At 75.2% G+C, this 21,981-nt stretch carries 17 protein-coding genes; 13 read left to right on the top strand and 4 right to left on the bottom strand.

Annotated elements, in window-relative coordinates; genetic code table 11:
• Positions 1 to 60 precede the first annotated feature (60 nt).
• On the bottom strand, positions 61 to 960 hold the full coding sequence (locus tag FB457_RS29625) for a LysR family transcriptional regulator (protein WP_145783840.1): 900 nt from the start codon (positions 958 to 960) through the stop codon (positions 61 to 63).
• A 102-nt stretch (positions 961 to 1,062) separates the two neighbouring features.
• On the opposite strand from FB457_RS29625, the gene FB457_RS29630 reads away from it, so the two are divergent.
• The 3 genes from FB457_RS29630 (at position 1,063) to FB457_RS29640 (ending at position 3,246) form a co-directional block, all read left to right on the top strand.
• Positions 1,063 to 1,485, top strand: a complete 423-nt coding sequence (locus tag FB457_RS29630) for a RidA family protein (RefSeq protein ID WP_047018462.1) — start codon at positions 1,063 to 1,065, stop codon at positions 1,483 to 1,485.
• Positions 1,486 to 1,538: 53 nt separating this feature from the next.
• On the top strand, positions 1,539 to 2,144 hold the full coding sequence (locus tag FB457_RS29635) for a YdbC family protein (protein ID WP_047018463.1): 606 nt from the start codon (positions 1,539 to 1,541) through the stop codon (positions 2,142 to 2,144).
• Between the two features lie 169 nt (positions 2,145 to 2,313).
• Complete coding sequence (locus FB457_RS29640) at positions 2,314 to 3,246, top strand: ADP-ribosylglycohydrolase family protein (RefSeq protein ID WP_047020429.1); 933 nt, start codon at positions 2,314 to 2,316, stop codon at positions 3,244 to 3,246.
• A 219-nt stretch (positions 3,247 to 3,465) separates the two neighbouring features.
• Here FB457_RS29640 and FB457_RS29645 read toward each other — a convergent pair whose 3' ends face one another.
• The gene (locus FB457_RS29645) at positions 3,466 to 5,013 is read right to left on the bottom strand and encodes an MFS transporter (protein ID WP_047020430.1); all 1,548 of its coding nucleotides are present in this window, start codon (positions 5,011 to 5,013) and stop codon (positions 3,466 to 3,468) included.
• A gap of 115 nt (positions 5,014 to 5,128) precedes the next feature.
• Between FB457_RS29645 and FB457_RS29650 the strand changes: the two genes are divergently transcribed.
• The 3 genes from FB457_RS29650 to FB457_RS29660 all read left to right on the top strand — a co-directional run bounded on the left by FB457_RS29650 (position 5,129) and on the right by FB457_RS29660 (position 7,238).
• On the top strand, positions 5,129 to 5,761 hold the full coding sequence (locus FB457_RS29650; protein WP_047018464.1) for a TetR/AcrR family transcriptional regulator: 633 nt from the start codon (positions 5,129 to 5,131) through the stop codon (positions 5,759 to 5,761).
• 77 nt (positions 5,762 to 5,838) lie between these two features.
• Complete coding sequence (locus FB457_RS29655; RefSeq protein ID WP_047018465.1) at positions 5,839 to 6,552, top strand: ribonuclease HII; 714 nt, start codon at positions 5,839 to 5,841, stop codon at positions 6,550 to 6,552.
• A gap of 101 nt (positions 6,553 to 6,653) precedes the next feature.
• Positions 6,654 to 7,238, top strand: coding sequence for a hypothetical protein (locus tag FB457_RS29660; RefSeq protein WP_047018466.1), 585 nt, complete (start codon positions 6,654 to 6,656; stop codon positions 7,236 to 7,238).
• A 36-nt stretch (positions 7,239 to 7,274) separates the two neighbouring features.
• Here FB457_RS29660 and FB457_RS29665 read toward each other — a convergent pair whose 3' ends face one another.
• Positions 7,275 to 7,910 (bottom strand): hypothetical protein, encoded by a 636-nt coding sequence (locus FB457_RS29665; protein WP_047018467.1) that lies wholly within the window; start codon positions 7,908 to 7,910, stop codon positions 7,275 to 7,277.
• Positions 7,911 to 8,261: 351 nt separating this feature from the next.
• On the opposite strand from FB457_RS29665, the gene FB457_RS29670 reads away from it, so the two are divergent.
• Complete coding sequence (locus FB457_RS29670; protein ID WP_047018468.1) at positions 8,262 to 10,421, top strand: RecQ family ATP-dependent DNA helicase; 2,160 nt, start codon at positions 8,262 to 8,264, stop codon at positions 10,419 to 10,421.
• A gap of 75 nt (positions 10,422 to 10,496) precedes the next feature.
• Here FB457_RS29670 and FB457_RS29675 read toward each other — a convergent pair whose 3' ends face one another.
• A complete protein-coding gene (locus FB457_RS29675; protein WP_047018469.1) occupies positions 10,497 to 11,366 on the bottom strand; it encodes an SAM-dependent methyltransferase in 870 nt (289 codons plus the stop codon).
• Between the two features lie 198 nt (positions 11,367 to 11,564).
• Between FB457_RS29675 and FB457_RS29680 the strand changes: the two genes are divergently transcribed.
• From FB457_RS29680 to FB457_RS29710, 6 genes are all read left to right on the top strand, one after another.
• Positions 11,565 to 12,863 carry a DUF4192 domain-containing protein gene (locus tag FB457_RS29680; RefSeq protein ID WP_047018470.1) on the top strand — a complete coding sequence of 433 codons (1,299 nt, stop codon included), beginning with the start codon at positions 11,565 to 11,567 and terminating at the stop codon, positions 12,861 to 12,863.
• A 205-nt stretch (positions 12,864 to 13,068) separates the two neighbouring features.
• A complete protein-coding gene (locus FB457_RS29685; RefSeq protein ID WP_145783870.1) occupies positions 13,069 to 15,357 on the top strand; it encodes a glycogen debranching N-terminal domain-containing protein in 2,289 nt (762 codons plus the stop codon).
• Between the two features lie 75 nt (positions 15,358 to 15,432).
• Positions 15,433 to 16,188, top strand: a complete 756-nt coding sequence (locus tag FB457_RS29690) for an NUDIX hydrolase (RefSeq protein ID WP_047018472.1) — start codon at positions 15,433 to 15,435, stop codon at positions 16,186 to 16,188.
• 262 nt (positions 16,189 to 16,450) lie between these two features.
• A complete protein-coding gene (locus tag FB457_RS29695) occupies positions 16,451 to 18,403 on the top strand; it encodes an ATP-binding cassette domain-containing protein (RefSeq protein ID WP_047018473.1) in 1,953 nt (650 codons plus the stop codon).
• A gap of 67 nt (positions 18,404 to 18,470) precedes the next feature.
• Positions 18,471 to 19,475, top strand: coding sequence for a FadR/GntR family transcriptional regulator (locus FB457_RS29700; protein WP_047018474.1), 1,005 nt, complete (start codon positions 18,471 to 18,473; stop codon positions 19,473 to 19,475).
• A 727-nt stretch (positions 19,476 to 20,202) separates the two neighbouring features.
• The gene (locus FB457_RS29710; RefSeq protein ID WP_047018476.1) at positions 20,203 to 21,786 is read left to right on the top strand and encodes an RNA polymerase sigma factor; all 1,584 of its coding nucleotides are present in this window, start codon (positions 20,203 to 20,205) and stop codon (positions 21,784 to 21,786) included.
• Positions 21,787 to 21,981 lie beyond the last annotated feature (195 nt).

Raw genomic sequence — 21,981 nt, forward strand, 5'->3', positions numbered from 1 at the left:
AGCATGCCGGACACGTCCGGGTGAAGTCCTGGGCGGCGTGCCGACGGCTGTTCCCGGGTGTCAGTCCTTCGTCGCGCTCGCCGCCCGGTGCAGGTACGGGAGGAAGCCCCGGACCGACGGCGGGTGCGCGGTGTGGGGGGTGGCCGTGTGCACCGTGCGGGTGGGGGCGTCCTCAGGGTGGAGGGGAGCGAGGGTGACGCCTGCGGGGAGGGCTCCCGCGGCGAGGGCGGGGACGAGCGTGAGGCCCAGGCCGGCCGCGACGAAGCCGAACTTCGCCGTCCACTCGCGGGCGACGTAGTCGATACGGGGCCGGAAGCCCTGCCGCAGGCAGGCGCTGATCAGCGTCTCCTCCGGCGTCTGGCTGCCCGCGACCCAGCTCTCGCCGGCCAGGTCCGCAAGCCGCAGCGGGCGGGTGCTCCCCGCCAGCCGGTGACCGGCGGGCAGCGCGACGAGCACCGGGTCGTCGAGCAGGTGCGCCAGTTCCACCCCCTCGTACGCGGCCACCTGCTCCGGGTAGCCCGACACCAGTGCCAGGTCCAGCCCGCCGGCCGCCAGCGCGGCGACGTGGTCGCGGCTGTAACCCTCGACGTGCGTCACGCACATGCCCGGGTGGTCGGCGGCGAAGGCCGCCAGCGCGCGGGGTACGAGGGAGGCGTCCGCGGTGGCGAAGGAGCCGAGCCGCAGCCGCCCGGCCGCCAGCCGGTCCAGGGCGGCGAGGTCGCGGCGGGCGTCGGCGAGGCGGTCGAGGGCCGCCCCGGCGTGGCCGAGGGCGTGGCGGCCCTGCTCGGTGAGGCGTACGCCGCGGGGCAGCCGGTCGAAGAGCGGCGCGCCGAACTCCGCTTCCAGCGCGGCGATCTGCCGGGACACCGCGGACTGCGTGAAGCCCAGTTCGGCGCCCGCGGCGGTGAAGGAGCCGTGGCGGGCGACGGCCCGGAAGACCTCCAGCCAGGCGGTGTCCATACAGCGGCTCCCGGGGTCCGACGAGGCATGCGGTCTCCGCATCGTATGCATGCGAGACATTCGTTGGTCAGATGGGTGGGCGCCCGCCTAGCGTTTCGGCACATGACGCTGCAGAAGACCTTCGACGACCCCGCCGCCGTCCCGCCGCCCGCGGGCAACTTCTCCCACGTCGTACGCCTCGGCCTCGGCGGCGGCGACGCCCTGCTGTTCGTCTCCGGGCAGGTCGCGCTGGACGCCGACGGGCGGGTCGTCGGCCCCGGGGACATGCGCGTGCAGGCCCGGCACGTGATGGAGAGCCTGGCGGCGATCCTCGCCGCCCACGGCGGCACCCTCGCGGACGTCGTGAACATCCGCTCGTTCGTCACCGATATGGGCCTGCTCTCCGCGTACGCGGAGGTGCGGCGCGGGTACTTCCCCGGCCCGCCGCCGTCCAGCACCACGGTCGAGGTCTCCCGGCTCTTCCGGGACGGCGCGCTGCTGGAAGTGGAGATCGTCGCGGCGGTGACCGGCGGCCAGGGGGCGTGAACTGCCCCTCGCACGCCGGTGATCGCCGCTGAACCAGGCCGTACGATAGCGCGGTGCTGGTCAAGTGGATTCGCTGTACCGTGGTGGACCGCCGGGGTTTCGAGCGGGGGCAGCGGAAGTGGGCGGGGCTGCCCGGCGAACCGGGCTTTCTCGGACAGGGCGGGGGCTGGAGCCGGGCGCGCGAGGGCGTGGTGCACCTCATTGCCTTCTGGGAGAGCCGGGCGCTGTACGACTCCTTCATGGCCCGCTCGCACGACCGGCTCGCCGCTGCCCAGCTCGGCACGTTCCGGGACATGCGGGTGCGGCTCTTCGAGTACCGGATGGACGTAAAGATGGGCTTCGAGCCCCGGTTCGAGGGCGCGGACGTGATGCGGCTCGCGCACTGCCGGGTGCACGAGGACCGCGTGGAGCACTTCACGCTCATGCAGGAGAAGGTGTGGAACCCGGCGATGGCGGGGTCGCCGGGGATGCTGCGGGGGGTGCTGGGGCAGTCGGGGGAGGGCGAGTTCCTGGTGCTGTCGCTGTGGTGGGCGAAGGCGGAACACGGCAAGTACCGCGAGGAGCGGGTGGAGCGGCTGGCGCTGCGCGCGCAGACCGCGGCGGACGTGGCGGCGCTGGCGGGGGACGTGGTGGATCTCGTGGAGTCCTGGACCGTCTGACCGGATGCCCGGCCGCTACGCTGTGCGCGACATGACACCGGATCCCGCTTCCGCCCCGCCGCCGGACCCGTCCCAGGCTCCGGGCACCGCCCAGGAACCGGCCCCGGACACGGCCGTAGCGGCCGGCCACGGCCGGGGCGCTCGCGTACCCGAAGGCGCGGGCGCGCGGATGCCCGACGCACCCCTCGTACGCGCCCTCGCGAGCCTGCGCGGGCTGGCCGTCGGCGACGCGCTGGGCGCCCGGTACTCCGAGCCCGGCAGCTTTCCCCTCCTGGCCCGCCGTGAGCTGCCGCCCGCGCCGTGGCGGTGGACGGACGACACGGAGATGGCGGCGTCGGTGGTGGCGGTGCTCGCCGCGCACGGCCGCGTCGAACAGGACGCGCTGGCGGCCTCGTTCGCCGGGCGGCAGAACGCCGGCGGCCCCCGCGGCTACGGGCGCACGGTGAACCGGATTCTGCGGCAGGTGCGCGACGGCGGGGACTGGCGCCGGCTCGCCGCCGCCCTCTTCGACGGCCAGGGCTCCTGGGGCAACGGCGCGGCGATGCGGGTGGCGCCGCTGGGCGCCTGGTACGCGGGGGACGTCCAGGAGGCGGTACGGCAGGCGGAGATCTCCTCGTACGTCACCCACCAGCACCGCGAGGCCGTCACCGGCTGCATGGCGGTGGCCGCGGCGGCGGCGCTGGCCGCCGATCCGCCCGGCGACGCCGCGGCGCGCCCGGGGGACACCTCCGGGCCCGATGGTGCCGCCCTGCTCGACCAGGTGATCGCGCTCGTGCCGCGCAGCGCCGTCGCCCAAGGGCTGCGCCGGGCACGGGACATGCTCGACTACGACGACGTCGCCACCGTCGCGGCCGTGCTGGGCAACGGGCGTCGCAGCACCGCGCACGACACCGTGCCGTTCGCCCTGTGGTCGGCCGCCCGGCACCTCGGCGACTTCGCGGGTGCCTTCTGGGCCACGGTTCAGGCCGGCGGGGACGTGGACACCACGTGCGCGATCGTCGGCGGAGTGCTCGCGGGCGCGGCGGCGGGGGCGCCGCCGGCGGAGTGGGTACGGCACGTGGAGCCGCTGCCGGAGTGGGTTCCCGCGGCCACGGACTCCTGACAGACCCGGGCCGCGGACGGTCCCTGGCGGACGGCAGCACGCAGACGCCGGGTACGCGGCCGTACGCACCGAAGCCCTGCTCCGCACCCGCCCCGCTCCCTACGGACCGACGCCGCGGCGTACGCACCGATGCCACGCGCCGTACGTGACCGAAGGGAGCCGCACCCGGTGACCCCGCCCCGCCACTGACGCGGCCACCGGAGTCCGGTTGCGCCCGCGTCAGCCCGCGCCCGGTCCCGTCATGCCGGACAGCGCCTCGATGTCCGCCTTGCGCACCTTGATGGCCACCGCGGCGATGAGCACGGCGAACACGACCATGGCCGTGGCGGCGACGAACGCCTGGGACATGCCCACCGTGAGCACTTCCTTGCTCCACGGCGGCGGCAGTTCGCCGGACTTCTCGAAGCCCGCTATCTGCTCCGGCGACCCCTTGTCCATGAACGCCGGTATCTGCTTCTCCGCCTCGTCCCTGCTGGCCGTGCCGTACACCGTGGTGAGGATGGAGAGGCCGAGCGAACCGCCCACCTGCTGCGTGGCGTTGAGCAGGCCGGAGGCGGCCCCCGCCTGGTCCTGCGCGACGCCGGAGACGGAGGTGATGGTGAGGGTCACGAAGTTCATGCCCATGCCGAAGCCGAAGACGACCTCGGGTCCGAACACCCCGCCCAGGAACGAGCTGTCGGTGTCCAGCAGCACCATCCAGGCCAGCGCGACCGCGGTGATGGACGAGCCGCCGATCACGAACGGCTTGGGCCCGAGCACCGGCAGGAACTTCTGCACGAGGCCGGCGCTGGCGACGATGGCCACCGAGATCGGCAGGAACGCCACGCCCGCCTTGATCGGGCTGTACTCCAGGACGTTCTGCACGAACAGCACCAGGTAGAAGAAGATGCCGAAGAGGGCGGCCGCCAGGCTCAGCATGATCACGTACGAACCGGAGCGGTTGCGGTCGGCGAACATCTTCAGCGGCGTGATGGGGTCCTTCGCGCCGCGCTCGACGAGGACGAACGTCACGAGCAGGATCGCCGCCGCCGCGAACGAGCCGATCGACAGGCTGTCCCGCCAGCCCTCCTCGGCGGCGCGGATGAACCCGTAGACGAGTGCCGCCATGCCGGCGGTGGACGTCAGCGCGCCGGAGATGTCGAAGCGTCCCGGGCGCCGCTCGGATTCGTTGATGTACAGCGGGACGGTGAGGATGATCAGAAGGCCGATGGGCACGTTGACGAAGAGCACCCAGCGCCAGTTGAGCCACTCGGTGAGCATGCCGCCGGCCAGCAGGCCGATGGCGCCGCCGGCCGCGGAGACCGCCGCGAACACACCGAACGCCCGGTTCCGCTCGGGGCCTTCGGGGAACGTGGTGGTGACGAGGGCCAGCGAGGTGGGTGAGGCGATGGCGGCGCCGGCGCCCTGCACGGCGCGCGCGACGAGCAGGTGCCACGGCTCCTGCGCGAAGCCGCCGAGCAGCGAGGCCGCGATGAAGAGGGCGACGCCGAAGACGAGCACGCGGCGGCGGCCGAGGATGTCCCCGGCCCGGCCGCCGAGGAGGAGCAGGCCGCCGAAGGTGAGCGTGTATGCGCTGACGACCCAGGTCAGGCCGGTGGTGGAGAAGTCAAGGGAGTTCTGGATGTGCGGGAGCGCGATGTTCACGACCGACACATCGAGAACGACCATGAGCTGGCAGGCCGCGATGATGAGCAGCGCCATGTTGCGCTGGTCGGCACGCGGAGCCTTGCCCTTTCCCCGCTCGTTCGCTAATTGGGAGGCAGTCACCGTGTTCCCCATACGTGTGAGAGAGTGAACGGTGGCGTTCACTGAGTGAGTTGAGCGTAAGAGCCCTCGTGAAGGAACGCAAGCGTTCACTAAGGCCGCTTACGGAGAGACCGATATGGGTAGTTCGGGCCGGACCGCTCCCGGAGCGTGCACCGAAACCGGCCGGAGCCAGGGCGTGCGCCGCCGGGGTGACGTACTCGAGCGCGCCATCCTGGACGCCGCGCTCGAACAGCTAGGCGTCGCCGGCTGGAAGGGGCTGACCATCGAGGGCGTCGCCGCCCGCGCGCAGACCGGTAAGGCGGCCGTCTACCGGCGCTGGGCGTCGAAGTCGGAGCTCGTCCAGGACGCGCTGCGGGCCGGGGTGCCGCCCCTGGAGACCCAGCCCGACCGGGGCAGCCTGCGGGCCGACCTCACCGAGTTCTGCCGTGCGCTGCGCGACCGGATGTACTCCAGCGGCGGTCAGGCGCTGCGCGCCGTGCTCGACGAGTGCGACCGCGAGCAGGCCGAGCAGTTCCACGAGGTGATCATCGGCCAGATCATCGACCCCGGCAAGGAGCTGATCGCGGAGTTGCTGCGCCGCGGCGTCGAGCGGGGGGACGTGCGGCCCGAGGTGAACGGGGACCTGGTGCTCGACGTACTGCCGGCGATGATGATGTACCGGCACAAGACCACCGGCCGGGACCTCAGCGACAAGGACATGGACGAGTTGGTCGACCAGGTGATGGTCCCGCTGCTGCAAGGGCAGTGAGCGCGGAGGGCCCCGTTTCAGGTGCCGCGCGCGGGTGCGCGTGAGCCGGGGCGGGGGCGGGGTCGTAGGCTGAACTTATGAGCCCCTACGAGCCGCCCACCCACCGCGTCGAGCGCTCCCTGCGCGCCACCACGGGCGCGAAGGTCGTCGCAGGCGTCGACGAGGTCGGCAGGGGTGCGTGGGCCGGCCCCGTCACCGTGTGTGCGGCCGTCACCGGGCTGCGCCGCGCGCCCGAAGGGCTCACCGACTCCAAGCTGTTGACGGTCAAGCGGCGCGAGGAGCTGGCGGCCGAGCTGACGGGGTGGGTCACCGCGCACGCGCTGGGCCACGCCTCGTCGCGGGAGATCGACGAGCTGGGCATGACGGCATGTTTGCGCCTCGCCGCGGGCCGGGCGCTGGAGGCGCTGCCCGTGCGGCCGGACGCGGTGATCCTCGACGGCAAGCACGACTATCTCGGGGCGCCCTGGCGGGTCCGTACGGTGATCAAGGGCGACCAGTCGTGCGTCGCCGTCGCCGCCGCGTCCGTCCTCGCCAAGGTCCACCGCGACGCCCGCATGACCGAACTGGCCGCCGCGCGGGCCGAGTACGAGCCGTACGCGTTCGAGGACAACGCCGGCTATCCCTCGCCCGTGCACCGGACCGCCCTCCAGGACCACGGGCCCACCGATCTGCACCGGCTCTCCTGGGCGTACATGGACGGGCTGGACAAGTGGCAGCACCTGAAGCGCCCGCGGATCGCGCCCGAGGCCGCGGAGCTGGAGGCGGCCGGGCAGTTGGGGCTGGACATCTGACACACGCGGCCCCGCGACCGGGGCCGCGGGGGCCGCGGGCGCCCGCTTCAGTTGCCCACCCGCTGATGTGCTTGTCACAGCCATTTGATAGACATGCGCCCATGCCTCTCCCTGCCGAGGACTCTCCCACCCACGAGAGCGTCCCGGGCCGCAGCGCGCCCCCTCGTCCCATCCCAGGCCCCCGACCCGTACGGCCGCGTGGCGGCTCCCGTTCCGGCCCCGGCGGCCGCGCCCCCGGTGCCACCGCGCCCGGCGCCCGTCCCGCACCCGCCGGCGGCCAGGGCAGGCCCGCCGCCGGGCCGCAGCTCCAGCTCATCCCCGCGACGCCCGACGGTGCCGTCGACGCCGCCGACGAAGCCGTCGACCTGCTGCTGGAGTCCGGCCGCGCGCCGGCCGAGATCCTCGTCCTCACCACCGGCGATCCGCACCCGTGGGCGGCGCACGAGCTGTCGTTCGGCGAGGACGGCTACTGGGCGCAGGAGGCCGCGGGGGACGACGTCTTCTACGCCGCCGCCGCTGCCGCGGAGCGGTTGGCCCGGCGGCCGGTGGTCGTCGTCGCCGTCAACGGCGGCGGTGACGAGGCGACGGCCGCGGCGCTGCCGGCGGCCATGACGCGCGCGGCGGCGCTGCTGATCCTCTGCGGCGACGCGGACTACATCAACGGCATCCTGGGCGTCTCGGCCTGATCGCCCCGCTCCGCCCGAGGCCGGAGCGGGGGCGGCTCAGACCGCCCACGAGATGGTCTGTTCCGCCTCCGCCTCCGGCGGCTGGAGCGCACGCGGGCCCGGGGCCGCACCGACCTCGCGCGCGGGGGCGTCCTCGGCGAACTCCCCGTCCGCCGGCGGTCCGTCCGCGTACGGGCGGCGGCCGCCGCGGCCCTCGCCCAGCACCTGCCAGCCGCCGCCGGTGAGCGTGATGTACGCGCCGCAGCGCAGCCCGTGCAGCGTGCAGGCGTCCCGCAGCCCCCACATCCACGCGCCGTCCTCCTCCGTCCAGCCGGCGTCCCCGGTGCGGCAGTACAGCAGCACCGCCGTACGGACCGGGAAGCGGCGGCGCAGGTCGTGCGGGATGATCCGGCGGAGCCGGGCCAGCAGTGCGTTGCGCAGGTCCCAGCCGTCCGGTGCGACCTCCGGCCGGCCTGCCTCGCTGCGCGCGAGCGACGCGCTCGCGCGCAGCCGCTCGTCGGGGTCGAGCACGGCGATCACCGCCGTCTGCGGCGTGGGCCGGTGGCGGGCGTGCAGGCCGGTGACGATCTCGCGGGGGTTGCGCAGAAGCGGGATGCCGGCCGCGGCCCACTCGGCAGGTTCGAGGATGCGGCCGGACGGGCCGGTGTCGCCGGTGGCGGGGCCGAAGACCAAGGGCCCTCCCTGGGGCTGCGGGCGTAGGGAACGCACGGCGGGGGCGATCGGGCGTGGGCGCGCAGCGTCGAGCAGCCCGGGGGACCGGGCCGGCGCTGGGAGCGAACCTCAATTCTCCCCGCCGAAGTGGCCTGCGGCAATGCGGCATTGTCGACAGGTCTCTCTTCTCCGGCCGCCGGCCTGCTGCGGCACGGGCCGCTTCCGGGCCCCACGGCGGCCGTTGCCTGGGCCCTTTCCGGCCGTCGGCGGGCCGGTGCCCGACCGCTGTCCAACCGCTGACCAACTGCATATCAGCAGCAATCACCGTGCGTGAGGTGGCTGACTGTCGGTGCCATCGGGTTGCATGGGGGCATGGACGATCAGGAGCTGCGCGCCGAAGCCGACGCCGTTCTCGCCGGGCTCGTCGGCGACGCCGGCGGCCCGGCCCGGCTGCGGGAGGACCAGTGGCAGGCCGTGGACGCCCTCGTGCGCGAGCGGCGCCGGGCGCTGGTGGTGCAGCGCACGGGCTGGGGCAAGTCGGCGGTGTACTTCGTCGCCACCGCGCTGCTGCGCCGCCGCGGTGCGGGCCCCACCGTGATCGTTTCGCCGCTGCTGGCGCTCATGCGCAACCAGGTCGAGGCCGCGGCGCGGGCCGGCATCCGGGCCCGTACGATCAACTCGGCCAACCCCGAGGAGTGGGGCGCCATCCATGAGGAGGTCGAGCGCGGGGAGACCGACGTGCTCCTCGTCAGCCCCGAGCGGCTGAACTCCGTGGACTTCCGCGACCGGCTGCTGCCCGAACTGGCCGCCACGACCGGCCTCCTCGTCGTCGACGAGGCGCACTGCATCTCCGACTGGGGCCACGACTTCCGCCCCGACTACCGACGGCTGCGCGCCATGCTCGCCGACCTGCCTGAGGGCGTGCCCGTGCTGGCGACCACCGCGACGGCGAACGCGCGCGTGACCGCCGACGTCGCCGAGCAGCTCGGCACCGGCGGCGGCGAGGCCCTGGTGCTGCGCGGCCCGCTGGACCGGGAGAGCCTGCGGCTCGGCGTGGTCCGGCTGCCCGACGCGGCGCACCGCCTCGCCTGGCTCGCCGAGCACCTGGGCGAGCTGCCGGGATCCGGGATCGTCTACGCGCTGACGGTCGCCGCCGCCGAGGAGGCCGCGGCCTTCCTCCGGCAGCGCGGTTTCCCCGTGGCCTCGTACACGGGGCGCACGGAGAACGCCGACCGGCTGCAGGCCGAGGAGGACCTGCTGGCGAACCGGGTCAAGGCGCTGGTCGCGACGTCCGCGCTGGGCATGGGGTTCGACAAGCCGGACCTCGGCTTCGTCGTCCACCTCGGCTCGCCGTCCTCGCCGATCGCGTACTACCAGCAGGTGGGCCGCGCCGGCCGGGGCGTCGACCACGCCGACGTACTGCTGCTGCCGGGCCGGGAGGACGAGGCGATCTGGCGTTACTTCGCCGACACCGCCTTCCCGCCCGAAGCGCAGGTCCGCCAGACCCTCGCCGCGCTCGCGGACGCCGGCCGCCCGCTGTCCGTCCCGGCCCTGGAGGCGGCCGTCGACCTCAGGCGTACGCGGCTGGAGACGATGCTGAAGGTGCTCGACGTCGACGGGGCGGTCCGGCGGGTGAAGGGCGGCTGGACGGCCACCGGCCGCGCATGGGAGTACGACACCGAGCGGTACGCGTGGGTGGCGCGGCAGCGCGCCGCCGAACAGCAGGCCATGCGGGACTACGTGAGCACGCCGGGCTGCCGGATGGAGTTCCTGCGCGCGCAGTTGGACGACGAGGGGGCGGAGCCGTGCGGGCGCTGCGACAACTGCGCGGGCCCGTGGATCGGCGCGGGCGTCTCGGCGGAGGCGCTGACGGGCGCCGAGAAGGAGCTGGACCGGCCCGGGACCGAGATCGAGCCGCGCCGGATGTGGCCGACCGGCATGGCCGCCCTGGGCATCGACCTCAAGGGGCGTATCCCGGCGGGCGAGCAGGGCGCCACCGGGCGGGCGCTGGGCCGCCTCTCCGACATCGGCTGGGGCAACAGGCTGCGGCCGCTGCTCGCGCCGCACACCCCCGACGCACCCGTGCCGGACGACGTGCTGCGCGCCGCGGTCGGCGTGCTCGCCGACTGGGCGCGTTCCCCGGGCGGCTGGGCGGCGGGCGGGCCGGACGCCCCGGCGCGGCCGGTGGGCGTCGTCGCCGTGCCGTCCACGTCCCGGCCGCTGCTGGTCGACTCGCTCGCCCGGGGCATCGCCACCGTCGGGCGGCTGCCGTACCTCGGCACGCTGGCGTACGCGGACCCGGACGGCGGCCACGCCGTGCGCCGCAGCAACTCGGCGCAGCGGCTCGCCACCCTCACCGGCACCTTCACCGTCTCCGGCGACCTCGCCGCCGCCCTGGCCGGCAACCCGGGCCCGGTGCTGCTCGTCGACGACTACACCGACTCCGGCTGGACCCTCGCCGTCGCGTCCCGGCTGCTGCGGCGGGCGGGCGCCGGGGCGGTGCTGCCGCTCGTCCTCGCGGCGAACGGCTGAGCCGAAGCAGGGCCTGGAGGAGGCGCGGGCCGGAGGTGCGAGGCGGCTGCCGCACCGCGCCGGCCGTGCGGCGGGCTACGGCTTGCGCAGAAGGTAGACGAAGTAGCCGAGGTGGTCGCGGACGAAGGTGCGGAACAACGGGATCGACGCATCCATCGCCGCGGTCGTCTCCAGCCCGTAGCGCTCCCGGATCTCGTCGTGGTGGTCCCGGTAGAGAACGGTCATGACCTCGGCGTTCATGATGACGTCGTGGGTCTGGTTCTCCAGCCGCTCGAGCTCGAAGCCCGCCTCGTACGCCAGCCGCACCCCCTCCGCCAGCGGCAGCGGCGGCGGCGACGTCCAGACCTGCCGGAGGGTGTCCAACTGTGCGCGCGACGGTTCGCCGCGGCGGGTGAACTCCGTCATCAGGAACCGCCCGCCGCGCGGCAGCACACGCCACGCCTGGCGCAGTCCGCGCAGCCGGTCGGCGATGTGGGCGAAGGAGTCGATGGCCCAGGCGGCGTCGAACGAGGCGTCCTCGTAAGGGAGCTCCAGCGCGTCGTTGAGGGCGAACGTCACGCGGTCCGTGAGCGACGCGGCTGCGGCCCGCTCCCGGGAGCGGGCGACCTGCGTCTCGCTGACGGTGATCCCCGTGACCCGCGCCCCGGTGCGCTCCGCGAGCCGCACGGCGGGGCCGCCCGTGCCGCTGCCGATGTCGAGCACGTGGTCGGTCTCACCGGGCGCCAGGGCGTCGATGTAGTAGTCGGTCTGCCGGTTCATCGCCTGGTCGGCCAGCTTCCCGAGCGAAGTCGCGGGCGGGCCCGCGCCGTCCGCAGACCACCGGCCGACGTGGATGGCGGTGGTGCCCTGCGTCAGGTCGTACAGCGGGCCGAACCGGTCGTACGCGGAACCGACCTCCTCGGGCGACGGGGGAGCGAGGCCGCTGTCGTGCGCGTCGGTTGCCATGGCGCGTTGCCCCTTCGTGTCGGCGTACGTCGCCTTCCTCGCGTCACCGTAGATGCCAGCCGGAGCCAGGAGCCCGAACCGAACCGGCCAACCCCCGGGTTGGCCGGATTCCCCAGGTCCGGGAGGGTGATGGCATGGCCCTGCCAGGGGTTATCCACAGGGGTCGCGGATCCCGCGGAGACACGAAACCCTCAAGCCATGACAACGCACAACGAAACGCAGGTCGTGCTCCGCAGCCCCGCCGAGCTGGCGGACGCCCTGCCGTACCTGATGGGCTTCCACCCGGACGACAGCGTCGTCCTCGCCGCGCTGCACGGCGAGCACGGACGGTTCGGCGGCCGGCTGCGGCTCGGCATTCCGCCGGACCGGGACGGCTGGCCGGACGTGGCCGCGCAGCTCGCGGAGTGCCTCATCGAGGGCAGTGCGAAGCGGGGCGACAAGCCGGACGGCATCGTCGTCTTCCTCTGCCAGGACCCCGGCGCGGGCGAGCAGCCGCGCGAGGTCATGGAGCGGCTCCGCTCGCTCGCCCAGCGGCTCCGCGTGGCCTGCGGACGGCTGGAGGTGCCGGTCGTCGAGGCGTTGTGCATCTCCGCCGGGCGCTTCTGGTCCTACCTCTGCCCGGACGAGCGCTGCTGCCCGCCGGAGGGCACGGAGCTCGTCCCGCCCGGTAGTTCCGCCATGGCCGCCGCCGCGGCCTACGCGGGCCTGCGGCGCCCCGGATCGCTGCGCGCGCTGGAGGACAGGATCGCGCCCCGCCACCCGGACGCCGACCGGCAGACGCGCGCGCTCGACGCGGCCGGCGGCTCGCTCGTGCCGCGGATCCTGGAGCACGCCGGCCGCGAGACCGTGCGCGCCGAGACCCTCGCGCTGACGGACCGGCTGATCGCCCGGCTCACCGGTGCTCCGCCGCCCGCGGGGGAGGCGGCGGCGGACACCGACGAGCGGGACGACAGGCTGCTCACCGACGACGAGTGCGCGGCCCTCATCGTCGGTCTCCAGGACCGGCTCACCCGCGACCGCGCCGCCGAGCGGATGGAGGGCGAGGAGGCGGCGGGCGCGCTGCGGCTGTGGCGGGCGCTGTCCCGCCGCTGCGTCGGAGCGTATGTGGAGCACGCCGCGGCGCCGTTGACGCTCGCCGGCTGGGTGGCGTGGTCGAGCGGCGACGAGGCGGCGGCCCGCGTCGCCCTCGGCTGCGCCCTGGCATCCGACCCGGAATACCTGTTCGCCCGGCTGCTCCACCAGGCGATCAACGAGGGCCTGGACCCGGAGCCGTTGCGGCGCTCCCTGCGCCGCCAGCGCCGCGCCCAGGAGGCCGCCTCGCCGGCGCCCGCGGAACCGCGCTCCCAGCCGCCCGCGGCGGCGTCCCGGTCGCGGTCGCGACCGCTGTGCCTGCCTCCGGCCCAGCCGTCGAGCCGCGGCTCCCGCCGCCCGCCCGGCCGCCGGACGGCGCGCCGCACTGCCCGGCGCCGCGACGTGCGGAGCAAGGAGCAGCGATGACGGCATGAGAGAGCGGTGCGGGGCGGCCGGAGTGCCGTCGGCGTGACCTGGAGGGGCCCGCGGGCGTTCTCACGGCGGCGGCCGGTCGCCGCCTCGTCCGTCCACGGCTTCCCGAGAGGACTGCCGCGTGTCTCCCAGCCTTCACCCCCCGCGCCAGCGGCCGCCCGTGCCAGGCCCCGCGCACGACGCGCTCGTCTGCGTCGCCATGCCGGCGTTCGCCGTCTCCGCCCGCCACGGCCAGCTCGACGGCCACGGACTCGAAGGGTTCTACCGGGCGGGGCGCCGGCTGGTCGGACGGCTGCGGCTGCGGGTGGGCGGCGTCGAGCCCATGCCGGTGCAGGGGCGCCGGGCAGGCGCGGACCGGGTGCGCTTCGTGGGCACGGTGCGCACCGGCGCCGAGTCGGGACCGGATCCCGCCGTGGTCGTGGAGCGGGTGCGGCACGCCGCCGGCGTCGAGCGGATCACGCTGCACAGCAGCGCCACCCGCGTGCTGCGCCTGACGCTGGAGGCCGAGCTGGGCACGGACCTCGCCGAGCTGAGCGCGGTCGCGGCCGGGCACGACCGCCGCGAAGTGCCGGCCAGCGTCCACGAGTCGGGCCTGCGCTGGCGCCCGCTCCCGGCCCTCGCGGCCCCCGGCCGAGGGCCGGACGCCCCACCCGCGGCCGGGGGAGCCGGGGCACGCGCCACCGAACCGGCGGGGACCGGCACCGTGCCCGGCGGTGGCGCGCCCGCCGCGGGTGGACAGAGCGGCGCCGAGACGCCCGGCGGCGGCGGTGTGCGCGGCGGCGCGGCGCGTGGAGACGGAGCGCGCGGCGGTGCGGCTCACGGCAGCGGCGGGCGAGGGGCCGCGGCGGCGCCCGGCGGCGGGGCGCGGGGCGCGGAGGGAAGCGGCGGAGGGGGTGGGGGTGGGGGTGGGGCCCCCGGGGTGGGGGCCCTGGTGACCGCGGAGCCGCCGCCCGACGACGTGATCGCCGCGGCCGGGTTGCTGCGGTGGCAACTGGAGTTGGCGCCGGGCGGGTCCCGGACGCTGGAGCTGCGGATCGGTACCGATCAGGCGGGTCCGCGGGAGCTGCCGCCGGTGCCGTGGGACCCGGCCGCCGCCGCGGCGGGCGACGATCCGGGGGTCGCCCCGTTGCTGGACACCGCGCTCGACGACCTGCGGACCCTGCTGCTCCGCGATCCCGCCGAGCCGGCCGACGTGCACCTCGTCGCCGGGGTGCCGTGGCGCTGTGCGCTGGCTCCCGCGGACGCGCTCTGGGCCGCCCGCATGCTCCTGCCGCTGGGCACGCGCCTGGCCGCCGGGACCCTGCGCGCCGTCGCCCGCACCTGGCCCGCAGCCCTCGCCGCCGGGGCTCCGGAGCCGGCGCGGCTGCCCGGCACCCTCCGGGACTCGGGGCCGCACCTGCCCCCGGCCGCCACCGGCGTCGAGGCCACCCTCCTCTTTCCCGCCGTGCTCGCCGAGGCCCGCCGCTGGGGACTGCCGGAGCGCGATCTCGACGGGCTCCTGCCCGCCGCCGAGCGCTGCCTCGCGTGGCTGCGCGCCGCCGCGGACGACCGCGGCTTCGTCCCCGACCCCTCTCCCGGCGGCCCGTACCGCTGCGAGACCCAGGCCCACGCCTACCGCGCCGCCCTCCTCGGCGCCGAACTCCTCGACGTCTGCGGCCGTCCCGGCGCCGCCGAGTGGCGCGAGCGGGCTGCGGACCTGCGCGAGCGCTTCCGTGCCGGCTTCTGGACCGAGGACGTCGCCGGCGGCAGGCCCGCGGCGGCCCTCGCCCCCGGCGGCCGTCCGCTCACCCACCTCGGCAGTCCCGCCGCCCACCTCCTGCCGACCGTGGCCGACGTCCTCGTCCGCGCACACGCCAACGGCAACGCCACCCCCGGCCCCGCCGAGCCCGCCTCAGCCGACGGCGGCAGCCTCCCTGGCGCCGACAGCGCACCCGGCCTTCTCGACAAGGCGCAGACCGGTCAGCTCGCCCGTCTCCTCGGCTGCCCCGCCCTCGACTCCGGCTGGGGCCTGCGCAGCCTCGGCGCCGCCGAGCCCGGCTTCAATCCCTTCGGCCACCGCGCCGGCGCGGTGCACGTCCACGAGACGGCCGTCGCCATCGCCGGCCTCTTCACCGCCGGATACGACAAGGAGGCCGGCGCCCTCCTCCGCGGACTCCTCGGCGCCGCGGGCCACTTCGGCCACCACCTCCCCGAGATGTACGCGGGCGACCAGCGCACCGCGGGCGGCGCCCCGCTCCCGCACCCTGCCGCCTGCCGCCCGTCCGCCGTCGCGGCCGCCGCCGCGGTGCACGTCCTCACCGCGCTCGCCGGCGTCGCCCCCGACGTCCCCGCCGGTACCGTCGCCGCCCGTCCGCCGGCCACGGCCCCATTGGGCGCGGTGCAGCTCACGGGCTGGCGGCTGGCCGGCGAGCCCTTCGCCGTACGGGTCAGCCGCGTCGGCCTCGCCGTCGTCGAAGAGGCCGCCCCCGGCCTCCAACCCGGCTCCTGAACCGCCGCCCCGGCCGTCCGGCCCGTCTCCCGGGAAGTCCTGATTATCGTCAGGCAGACGACTAAGATCCCCGCCATGCCCCCCTACGAGCCGACCGCCTACCCGCCGTTCGCCGTGACCGTCGACCTGGTCGTGCTCACCGTGCGTCGGCACGCGCTGAGCGCCCTGATCGTCCGCCGTGGTGAGGCTCCCTTTCAGGGCCGGTGGGCGCTGCCCGGCGGTTTCGTGCGCGAGGAGGAGGACCTGACGGAGGCGGCGGCGCGTGAACTCGCGGAGGAGACCGGCCTGCACGCGCACGGCCCGGTGGAGGAGGACACCCCCGCGCACGCCGCGCATCTCGAACAGCTCGCCACCTACGGAGATCCGAAGCGCGACCCGCGGATGCGCGTGGTGAGCGTCGCCCACCTCGTGCTGGCGCCGGACCTGCCCGCACCACGCCCCGGCGGCGACGTCGGCGGCGCCCGGTGGGCGCCGGTCGCGACCCTCGTCGGCCCGGCCGACGAGGACGGGGAGCAGCCGCCGCTGGCCTTCGACCACCGCCGGATCCTGGCCGACGGGGTGGAGCGGGCCCGGTCGAAGATCGAGTACTCGTCGCTGGCCACGGCCTTCTGTCCGCCGGAGTTCACGGTCGGGGAGCTGCGCCGGGTGTACGAGGCGGTGTGGGGCGTCGCGCTCGACCCGCGCAACTTCCACCGCAAGGTCACCGGCACCCCCGGCTTCCTGCTCCCCACCGGCGGCACGACCACCCGCCAGGGCGGCCGTCCCGCGCAGCTCTTCCAGGCCGGCGGCGCCACGATCCTCAACCCCCCGATGCTGCGCCCCGAGGTCTGAGGACCACCGGGCGGGACGGTCCCTCCCTCACCGCGCGCCCGCGCAGCCCGCTCCGGCCAAGGCCCCGGCGGCACGCCCCGGACGGCCCCGGGCGACCTGCCCCGAGCCGACGGGCCTCCGGACTACACCCCTCCGGGCATACGAGTCGTACGAGCACACATCCGCGACGCCGCACCGCGCCCCGGGGTGAAATCCCGGTCCCGGCGCACCTCCTGCGCGATCATCCTTATATGTCGGATATCAACCGATTTAGGGAGGCGTGGTGATCCAGGCCATCGGACTCACGAGCAGGCCCCGCGGCGGCCGCCCGCCTGCCGTGCGCGACCTCACGTTCGAGGCCGAGGAAGGCACCGTCACCGCGCTGCTCGGCGAGCCCGGCGCAGGCAAGACCGCCGCGCTCCGCCTCATGCTCCAGTTGGACAGCGGCCGCGGCATCGCGCTGTACGACGGCCGCCCGCTGAGCCGGCTCCCCGCCCCCGCCCGCGAGGTCGGCGCCGTGCTCGGCGACGTCGCGGGACACCCCGCCCGCACCGTGCTCAGCCACCTGCGCATGCTCGCCGCCGCCGTCGGCGTCCCCGCGGCCCGCGCCGACGCCCTGCTCACCCACGTCGGCCTCGACGCGCTCGCCGACGACCGGCTCGACGCCCTCTCCCTCAGCATGGACCGCCGCCTCGGCCTCGCCACCGCGCTCCTCGGCCAGCCGCACTCCCTGCTGCTCGACGACCCCGTACGCGATCTGCCGCGCCGCGAGGCGGCGTTCTACTACGCCCTGCTGCGCGAGCTGGCCGCCGCCGGCGTCTGCGTCGTCCTCGCCACCGACCAGCCGCGCGTCGCCGCCCGCTTCGCCGACCGGGTGCTGACGCTGCGGGCCGGCCGGCTCGTCGCCGACGAGGAGGCCGACGACTTCGCCCGGCTGCGGCTGCGTCCCTGCGTCCTCATCAGGACGCCGCAGTCCGAGCGGTTCGCCAGTTATCTGACGCGGCAGGCGAGCACGCCGGAACGGCGCATCGAGGTGGTACGCCGCGACGGCGGTGCCCTGGCCGTCTACGGCACCGACAGCGCGGCCGTCGGCGAACTCGCCTACCGCAACGGCATCCTGCTCCATCAGCTCACCGACTCCTCCCACGAGTCCGTCCCCACCGCCGTCCCGGAACCCGGCGCGCCCGAAGCCGTGACCCCCGAAGCCACCGCGCCCGCAGCCACCCGCACCGCCACCGCCACCCTAGAACCCGGCACCGACACCGAGACCCACGCCGGGCCGCCGCGGGCCGACGGCGACACCCCGCCCGCCGGCACCTTCATCCCCGCCCCCGTCGCCGGCCCCGACGACGCCCCCCTCGCGGGACCGCTGCGCCGCCGCTGGCTCCCCGGCCCGGCCTACCCCCTCCGCTACGAGCTGCGCCGCGCCACCTCGGGCTCCCGGCTGCCCCGCGTCGCCGCCGCAGGCACCCTCGCCGCCTCCATCGCGGGCGCCGCCCTCCTCGCCCACTCCGCGGGTGGCTCCGCCGTCTCCGACGCCCCCGCCGTGCGCATGCTCACCGGCTGGGCGCCGTTCCTCCCGCTGCCGCCCGCCGCGATCGGCGCCGGGCTGCTCGGCGCGCACGCCTTCGGCCAGGAGTTCAGCTTCCCCTCGCTCACCCCGGCCGTCGGCGCCGTGCCGCGCCGCCTCGGCCTGCTCTTCGCCAAGCTCGCCGTGAGCACGGCCGTGGCGCTGCTGCTCTTCGTCGCGGTGCTGCTCGCGGACGCTACGGCGCTGCTCGTGCTCTTCGGCGACGTCGTGGACATGCCCGCGGACGGCGGTCTGCAACTGCTGAGCTGGGCGGGCGTGACCGTGGGCTGCGCCTGGACCGGGGTGCTCGCCGCGGGGCTGTTCACGTCGGCGTCGCTGGGGCTGGCCGCCGTGCTCACCGTGCCCGTCGCCGTCGCCCCCGGCATCCACGCGCTCGCCGGCACGGGCGCCGTACGCCGCCTCGGAGAACTTCCGGTGCAGCTCATGCGCGTACTGCACATCCCGCGGCCCGGCGGCGGACCGAACCTCGGCGGCGTGTTCGGCGTGCCCGCCCAACCCTTCGGGCACGCGCTGGTGTTGTCGCTCGGCGCCCTCCTCGGGGCGTACGTCCTCACCGCGGGCCGGGCCCGGTCCCTGGGGCGCGCGCTGGAGCGGAGCGGGTGTCCGAGTTTCGTACGGAGGGTTTTCAACTCGCCTGGTGAATAGCCGGTTTCCCGCCGGTTTGAGGTCGCCGCGGCGTCAATGGAGAGGCGCTGGGCGATCACCCTTTCGTGTGCTTTTCACCAAAGCCCTCAAGGCGGCCGGGATGCCCGCCGACAAAGGTTTCGTGAGTACCCTTGCGCAGACCATGATGACGGCCCGTTCCTCCGAGTCCGGCTTCGCCGGCCACGGGGATCTGGACCGCTACCCGTACCCCGACGGCCCCGCGGCCACCCCCGCCGCGCCCGTCCCCCCCGCCGCCGCCCCCGGCCCCGCCGCGCCGCCCGCCGCCCCGCCCGCGCCACCCGCGTGGGACGCCGGGGAGCCGGAGATCGGCCGCGTCGGCCGCCGCGCGGCGTCCAGCCGGGGCCGCGGCCTCCACGGCCAACTCGTCCAGCAGCTCGGCCAGATGATCGTCTCGGGCGATCTGGGCGCCGACCGCCCGCTCGTGCCCGAGGAGATCGGGCAGCGCTTCGAGGTCTCCCGCACCGTGGTGCGCGAGTCCCTGCGCGTGCTGGAGGCCAAGGGCCTCGTCAGCGCCCGCCCCAATGTCGGCACCCGGGTCCGCCCGGTCAGCGACTGGAACCTGCTCGACCCGGACATCATCGAGTGGCGGGCCTTCGGCCCGCAGCGCGAGGACCAGCGCCGGGAGCTGTGCGAGATGCGCTGGACGATCGAGCCGCTGGCCGCCAGGCTCGCGGCGGGCCACGGCCGCGGCGCCGTCCAGCAGCGGCTCACGGACATGGCCGAGATCATGAGCCACGCGCTGGTGCAGGGCGACACGGTCACGTTCGCCCGCGCCGACGCCGAGTTCCACGGGCTGGTCCTGCAGGTCGCGGGGAACCGGATGCTGGAGCACCTGGCCGGCGTGGTCACCGCGGCGCTCCAGGTCTCCGGCGGCCCCGCCGGCGGCTGCGACCGCCCGAGCGAGCAGTCCGTCACCCACCACGTGCACATCGTGGAGGCGCTGGGCAGCGGCGACGGCGCCGCGGCCGAGTCGGCGATGCGGCAGTTGCTGGGTGTGCACACCGAGATCGGCGCGGGCGACCGCGTCGTGCCGGCGCCGCGCGAGCACTGAGGGCGGGGTACGGGCGCGAGGCCCCGGCCCCGCGCCCCCGGCGGTACGCGCACCGGCACCGCCGCCGGCCCCCGCCGGGGACGGCGGCGCCGCGCTCCGGCAGGACCGGCCCACCGCCTCGCGGCCCGTGGCACCCGAGCCGGGCCCGGGCCGCGCCGCCCGACCGCAGGCGCGTGCCCCGGGACGCCCCGCACCGCGGGGCAGCCCGGCAGACCCCCGGACACCCTCCGGACGACACGTCCGGGCAGCCACCCGGGCACGTACCCTGACGGCCGCACCCCGGCCCGTACGAGCCCTCCGAAGACCCCCGGAGGCCGCCCGGCCACGACCCGGGTACCCCCGGACACCCGCAGCACCCACTCCCCGGAGACCCCGGAACGCCGCCGGACCACCCGCCCGTGCACCCACCCGGCCGTACCCGGCCCGACCAGCCCCGCGCGCCCCGCGCCCCCCGGCGCACAACCGCCGGACGGCGGGCGCACGCCGCGCTCCGCCCGGGCGTCCGCACGCCCTCCGGGCGTCCGGAGGGGCGGGGCGCCTGCCGGGCGGCTTTCGTGCTGCCGCGCCGGTGGCGGTAGATTGTGACCTGGGCCACGTGGATTGGGCGTAACGCTGTGCGGGAAGGCGCGATGACCTAAGAGGTGGTGGCGCACGTATCGCGGTTCCGCCTCTACGCCGGTGGTCCATCCCCGCCACCGGTCGTTCCCATCGTTTCGAGAGGTTGTTCGTGTCGGCCAGCACATCCCGTACGCTCCCGCCGGAGATCGCCGAAGCTGAGTCCGTGATGGCACTCATCGAGCGGGGGAAGGCCGAAGGGCAGATCGCCGGTGATGACGTGCGTCGTGCCTTCGAGGTTGACCAGATTCCGCCCACCCAGTGGAAGAGCGTCCTGCGCAGCCTCAATCAGATCCTCGAAGAGGAGGGTGTGACACTGATGGTCAGTGCCGCAGAGGCGCCCAAGCGCACCCGCAAGAGCGTGCCGGCGAAGACCCCGGCGAAACGGACCGCCACCAAGGCGGTCGCCAAGCAAGCCGTCCCCGCCAAGACCGCGACGAAGAAGCCGACGGCCACGGCCACGGCGCACGCGGTCCAGGAGGCCCCCATGGACGATCCGGTGCCCGCGGGCCTGGGCGACCCGGCGGACGAGCCGGAGAAGAAGGCCGCCGCCAAGAAGACCACCGCCAAGAAGGCGGCCGCCAAGAAGACCGCGGCGAAGAAGGCCCCGGCCAAGAAGGCGGCCGGCAAGAAGGGCGCGGCCAAGGACGGCGAGTCCGGTGCCGAGGGCCCGGACGACGGCTCCCTGGAGAAGGAGGAGCCGCCCGCCGAGGCCGAGGCGGAGGGCTTCGTGCTCTCCGATGAGGACGAGGACGACGCCCCCGCGCAGCAGGTCGCCGCGGCCGGCGCCACCGCCGACCCGGTCAAGGACTACCTGAAGCAGATCGGCAAGGTCCCCCTCCTCAACGCCGAGCAGGAGGTGGAGCTCGCCAAGCGGATCGAGGCCGGCCTCTTCGCCGAGGACAAGCTCGCCGCCGCCGACAAGCTGGCGCCCAAGCTCCGCCGCGAGCTGGAGATCATCGCCGAGGACGGCCGCCGCGCGAAGAACCACCTGCTGGAGGCCAACCTCCGCCTCGTGGTCTCCCTCGCCAAGCGCTACACGGGCCGCGGCATGCTCTTCCTGGACCTTATCCAGGAAGGCAACCTCGGTCTGATCCGCGCCGTCGAGAAGTTCGACTACACCAAGGGCTACAAGTTCTCCACGTACGCCACCTGGTGGATCCGGCAGGCGATCACCCGCGCGATGGCCGACCAGGCCCGTACGATCCGCATCCCCGTGCACATGGTCGAGGTCATCAACAAGCTGGCCCGCGTGCAGCGCCAGATGCTCCAGGACCTGGGCCGCGAGCCCACCCCGGAGGAGCTGGCCAAGGAGCTGGACATGACCCCGGAGAAGGTCATCGAGGTCCAGAAGTACGGCCGCGAGCCCATCTCCCTGCACACCCCGCTGGGCGAGGACGGCGACAGCGAGTTCGGCGACCTGATCGAGGACTCCGAGGCGGTCGTGCCGGCCGACGCGGTCAGCTTCACCCTGCTGCAGGAGCAGCTCCACTCCGTCCTCGACACGCTCTCCGAGCGCGAGGCGGGCGTGGTCTCCATGCGCTTCGGCCTCACCGACGGCCAGCCCAAGACCCTGGACGAGATCGGCAAGGTGTACGGCGTCACGCGCGAGCGCATCCGCCAGATCGAGTCCAAGACCATGTCGAAGCTGCGGCACCCGTCGCGTTCCCAGGTGCTGCGCGACTATCTCGACTGAGCCGAGCGGCTTCCGGCGCCCCTGACCTGCCCTGCCGCGGGTCGGGGGCGTTTTCCTTCGCCGGTGGTGCGGCGCCTGCCGCCGCTGTCGCGATACATCCGGAAGACGGTACGAATTCGTGAACTCTCCGGGAATTGACGCCACTTGCCGGGCGTGACAATCTCGGATGCTCAGGGAGGACATGACTCATGAGTA

It is taken from the genome of Streptomyces sp. CNZ287, assembly GCF_007827615.1.

What these genes read in the sequence shown, in the direction of transcription:
- FB457_RS29685 (WP_145783870.1), top strand. Translation starts at nt 13,069, where the DNA reads ATGCCGGCGTTCGCCGTCTCCGCCCGCCACGGCCAGCTCGACGGCCAC.
- FB457_RS29650 (WP_047018464.1), top strand. Translation starts at nt 5,129, where the DNA reads ATGGGTAGTTCGGGCCGGACCGCTCCCGGAGCGTGCACCGAAACCGGC.
- FB457_RS29680 (WP_047018470.1), top strand. Translation starts at nt 11,565, where the DNA reads ATGACAACGCACAACGAAACGCAGGTCGTGCTCCGCAGCCCCGCCGAG.
- FB457_RS29660 (WP_047018466.1), top strand. Translation starts at nt 6,654, where the DNA reads ATGCCTCTCCCTGCCGAGGACTCTCCCACCCACGAGAGCGTCCCGGGC.
- FB457_RS29690 (WP_047018472.1), top strand. Translation starts at nt 15,433, where the DNA reads ATGCCCCCCTACGAGCCGACCGCCTACCCGCCGTTCGCCGTGACCGTC.
- FB457_RS29630 (WP_047018462.1), top strand. Translation starts at nt 1,063, where the DNA reads ATGACGCTGCAGAAGACCTTCGACGACCCCGCCGCCGTCCCGCCGCCC.
- FB457_RS29670 (WP_047018468.1), top strand. Translation starts at nt 8,262, where the DNA reads ATGGACGATCAGGAGCTGCGCGCCGAAGCCGACGCCGTTCTCGCCGGG.
- FB457_RS29625 (WP_145783840.1), bottom strand. Translation starts at nt 960, where the DNA reads ATGGACACCGCCTGGCTGGAGGTCTTCCGGGCCGTCGCCCGCCACGGC.
- FB457_RS29675 (WP_047018469.1), bottom strand. Translation starts at nt 11,366, where the DNA reads ATGGCAACCGACGCGCACGACAGCGGCCTCGCTCCCCCGTCGCCCGAG.
- FB457_RS29640 (WP_047020429.1), top strand. Translation starts at nt 2,314, where the DNA reads ATGCCCGACGCACCCCTCGTACGCGCCCTCGCGAGCCTGCGCGGGCTG.
- FB457_RS29655 (WP_047018465.1), top strand. Translation starts at nt 5,839, where the DNA reads ATGAGCCCCTACGAGCCGCCCACCCACCGCGTCGAGCGCTCCCTGCGC.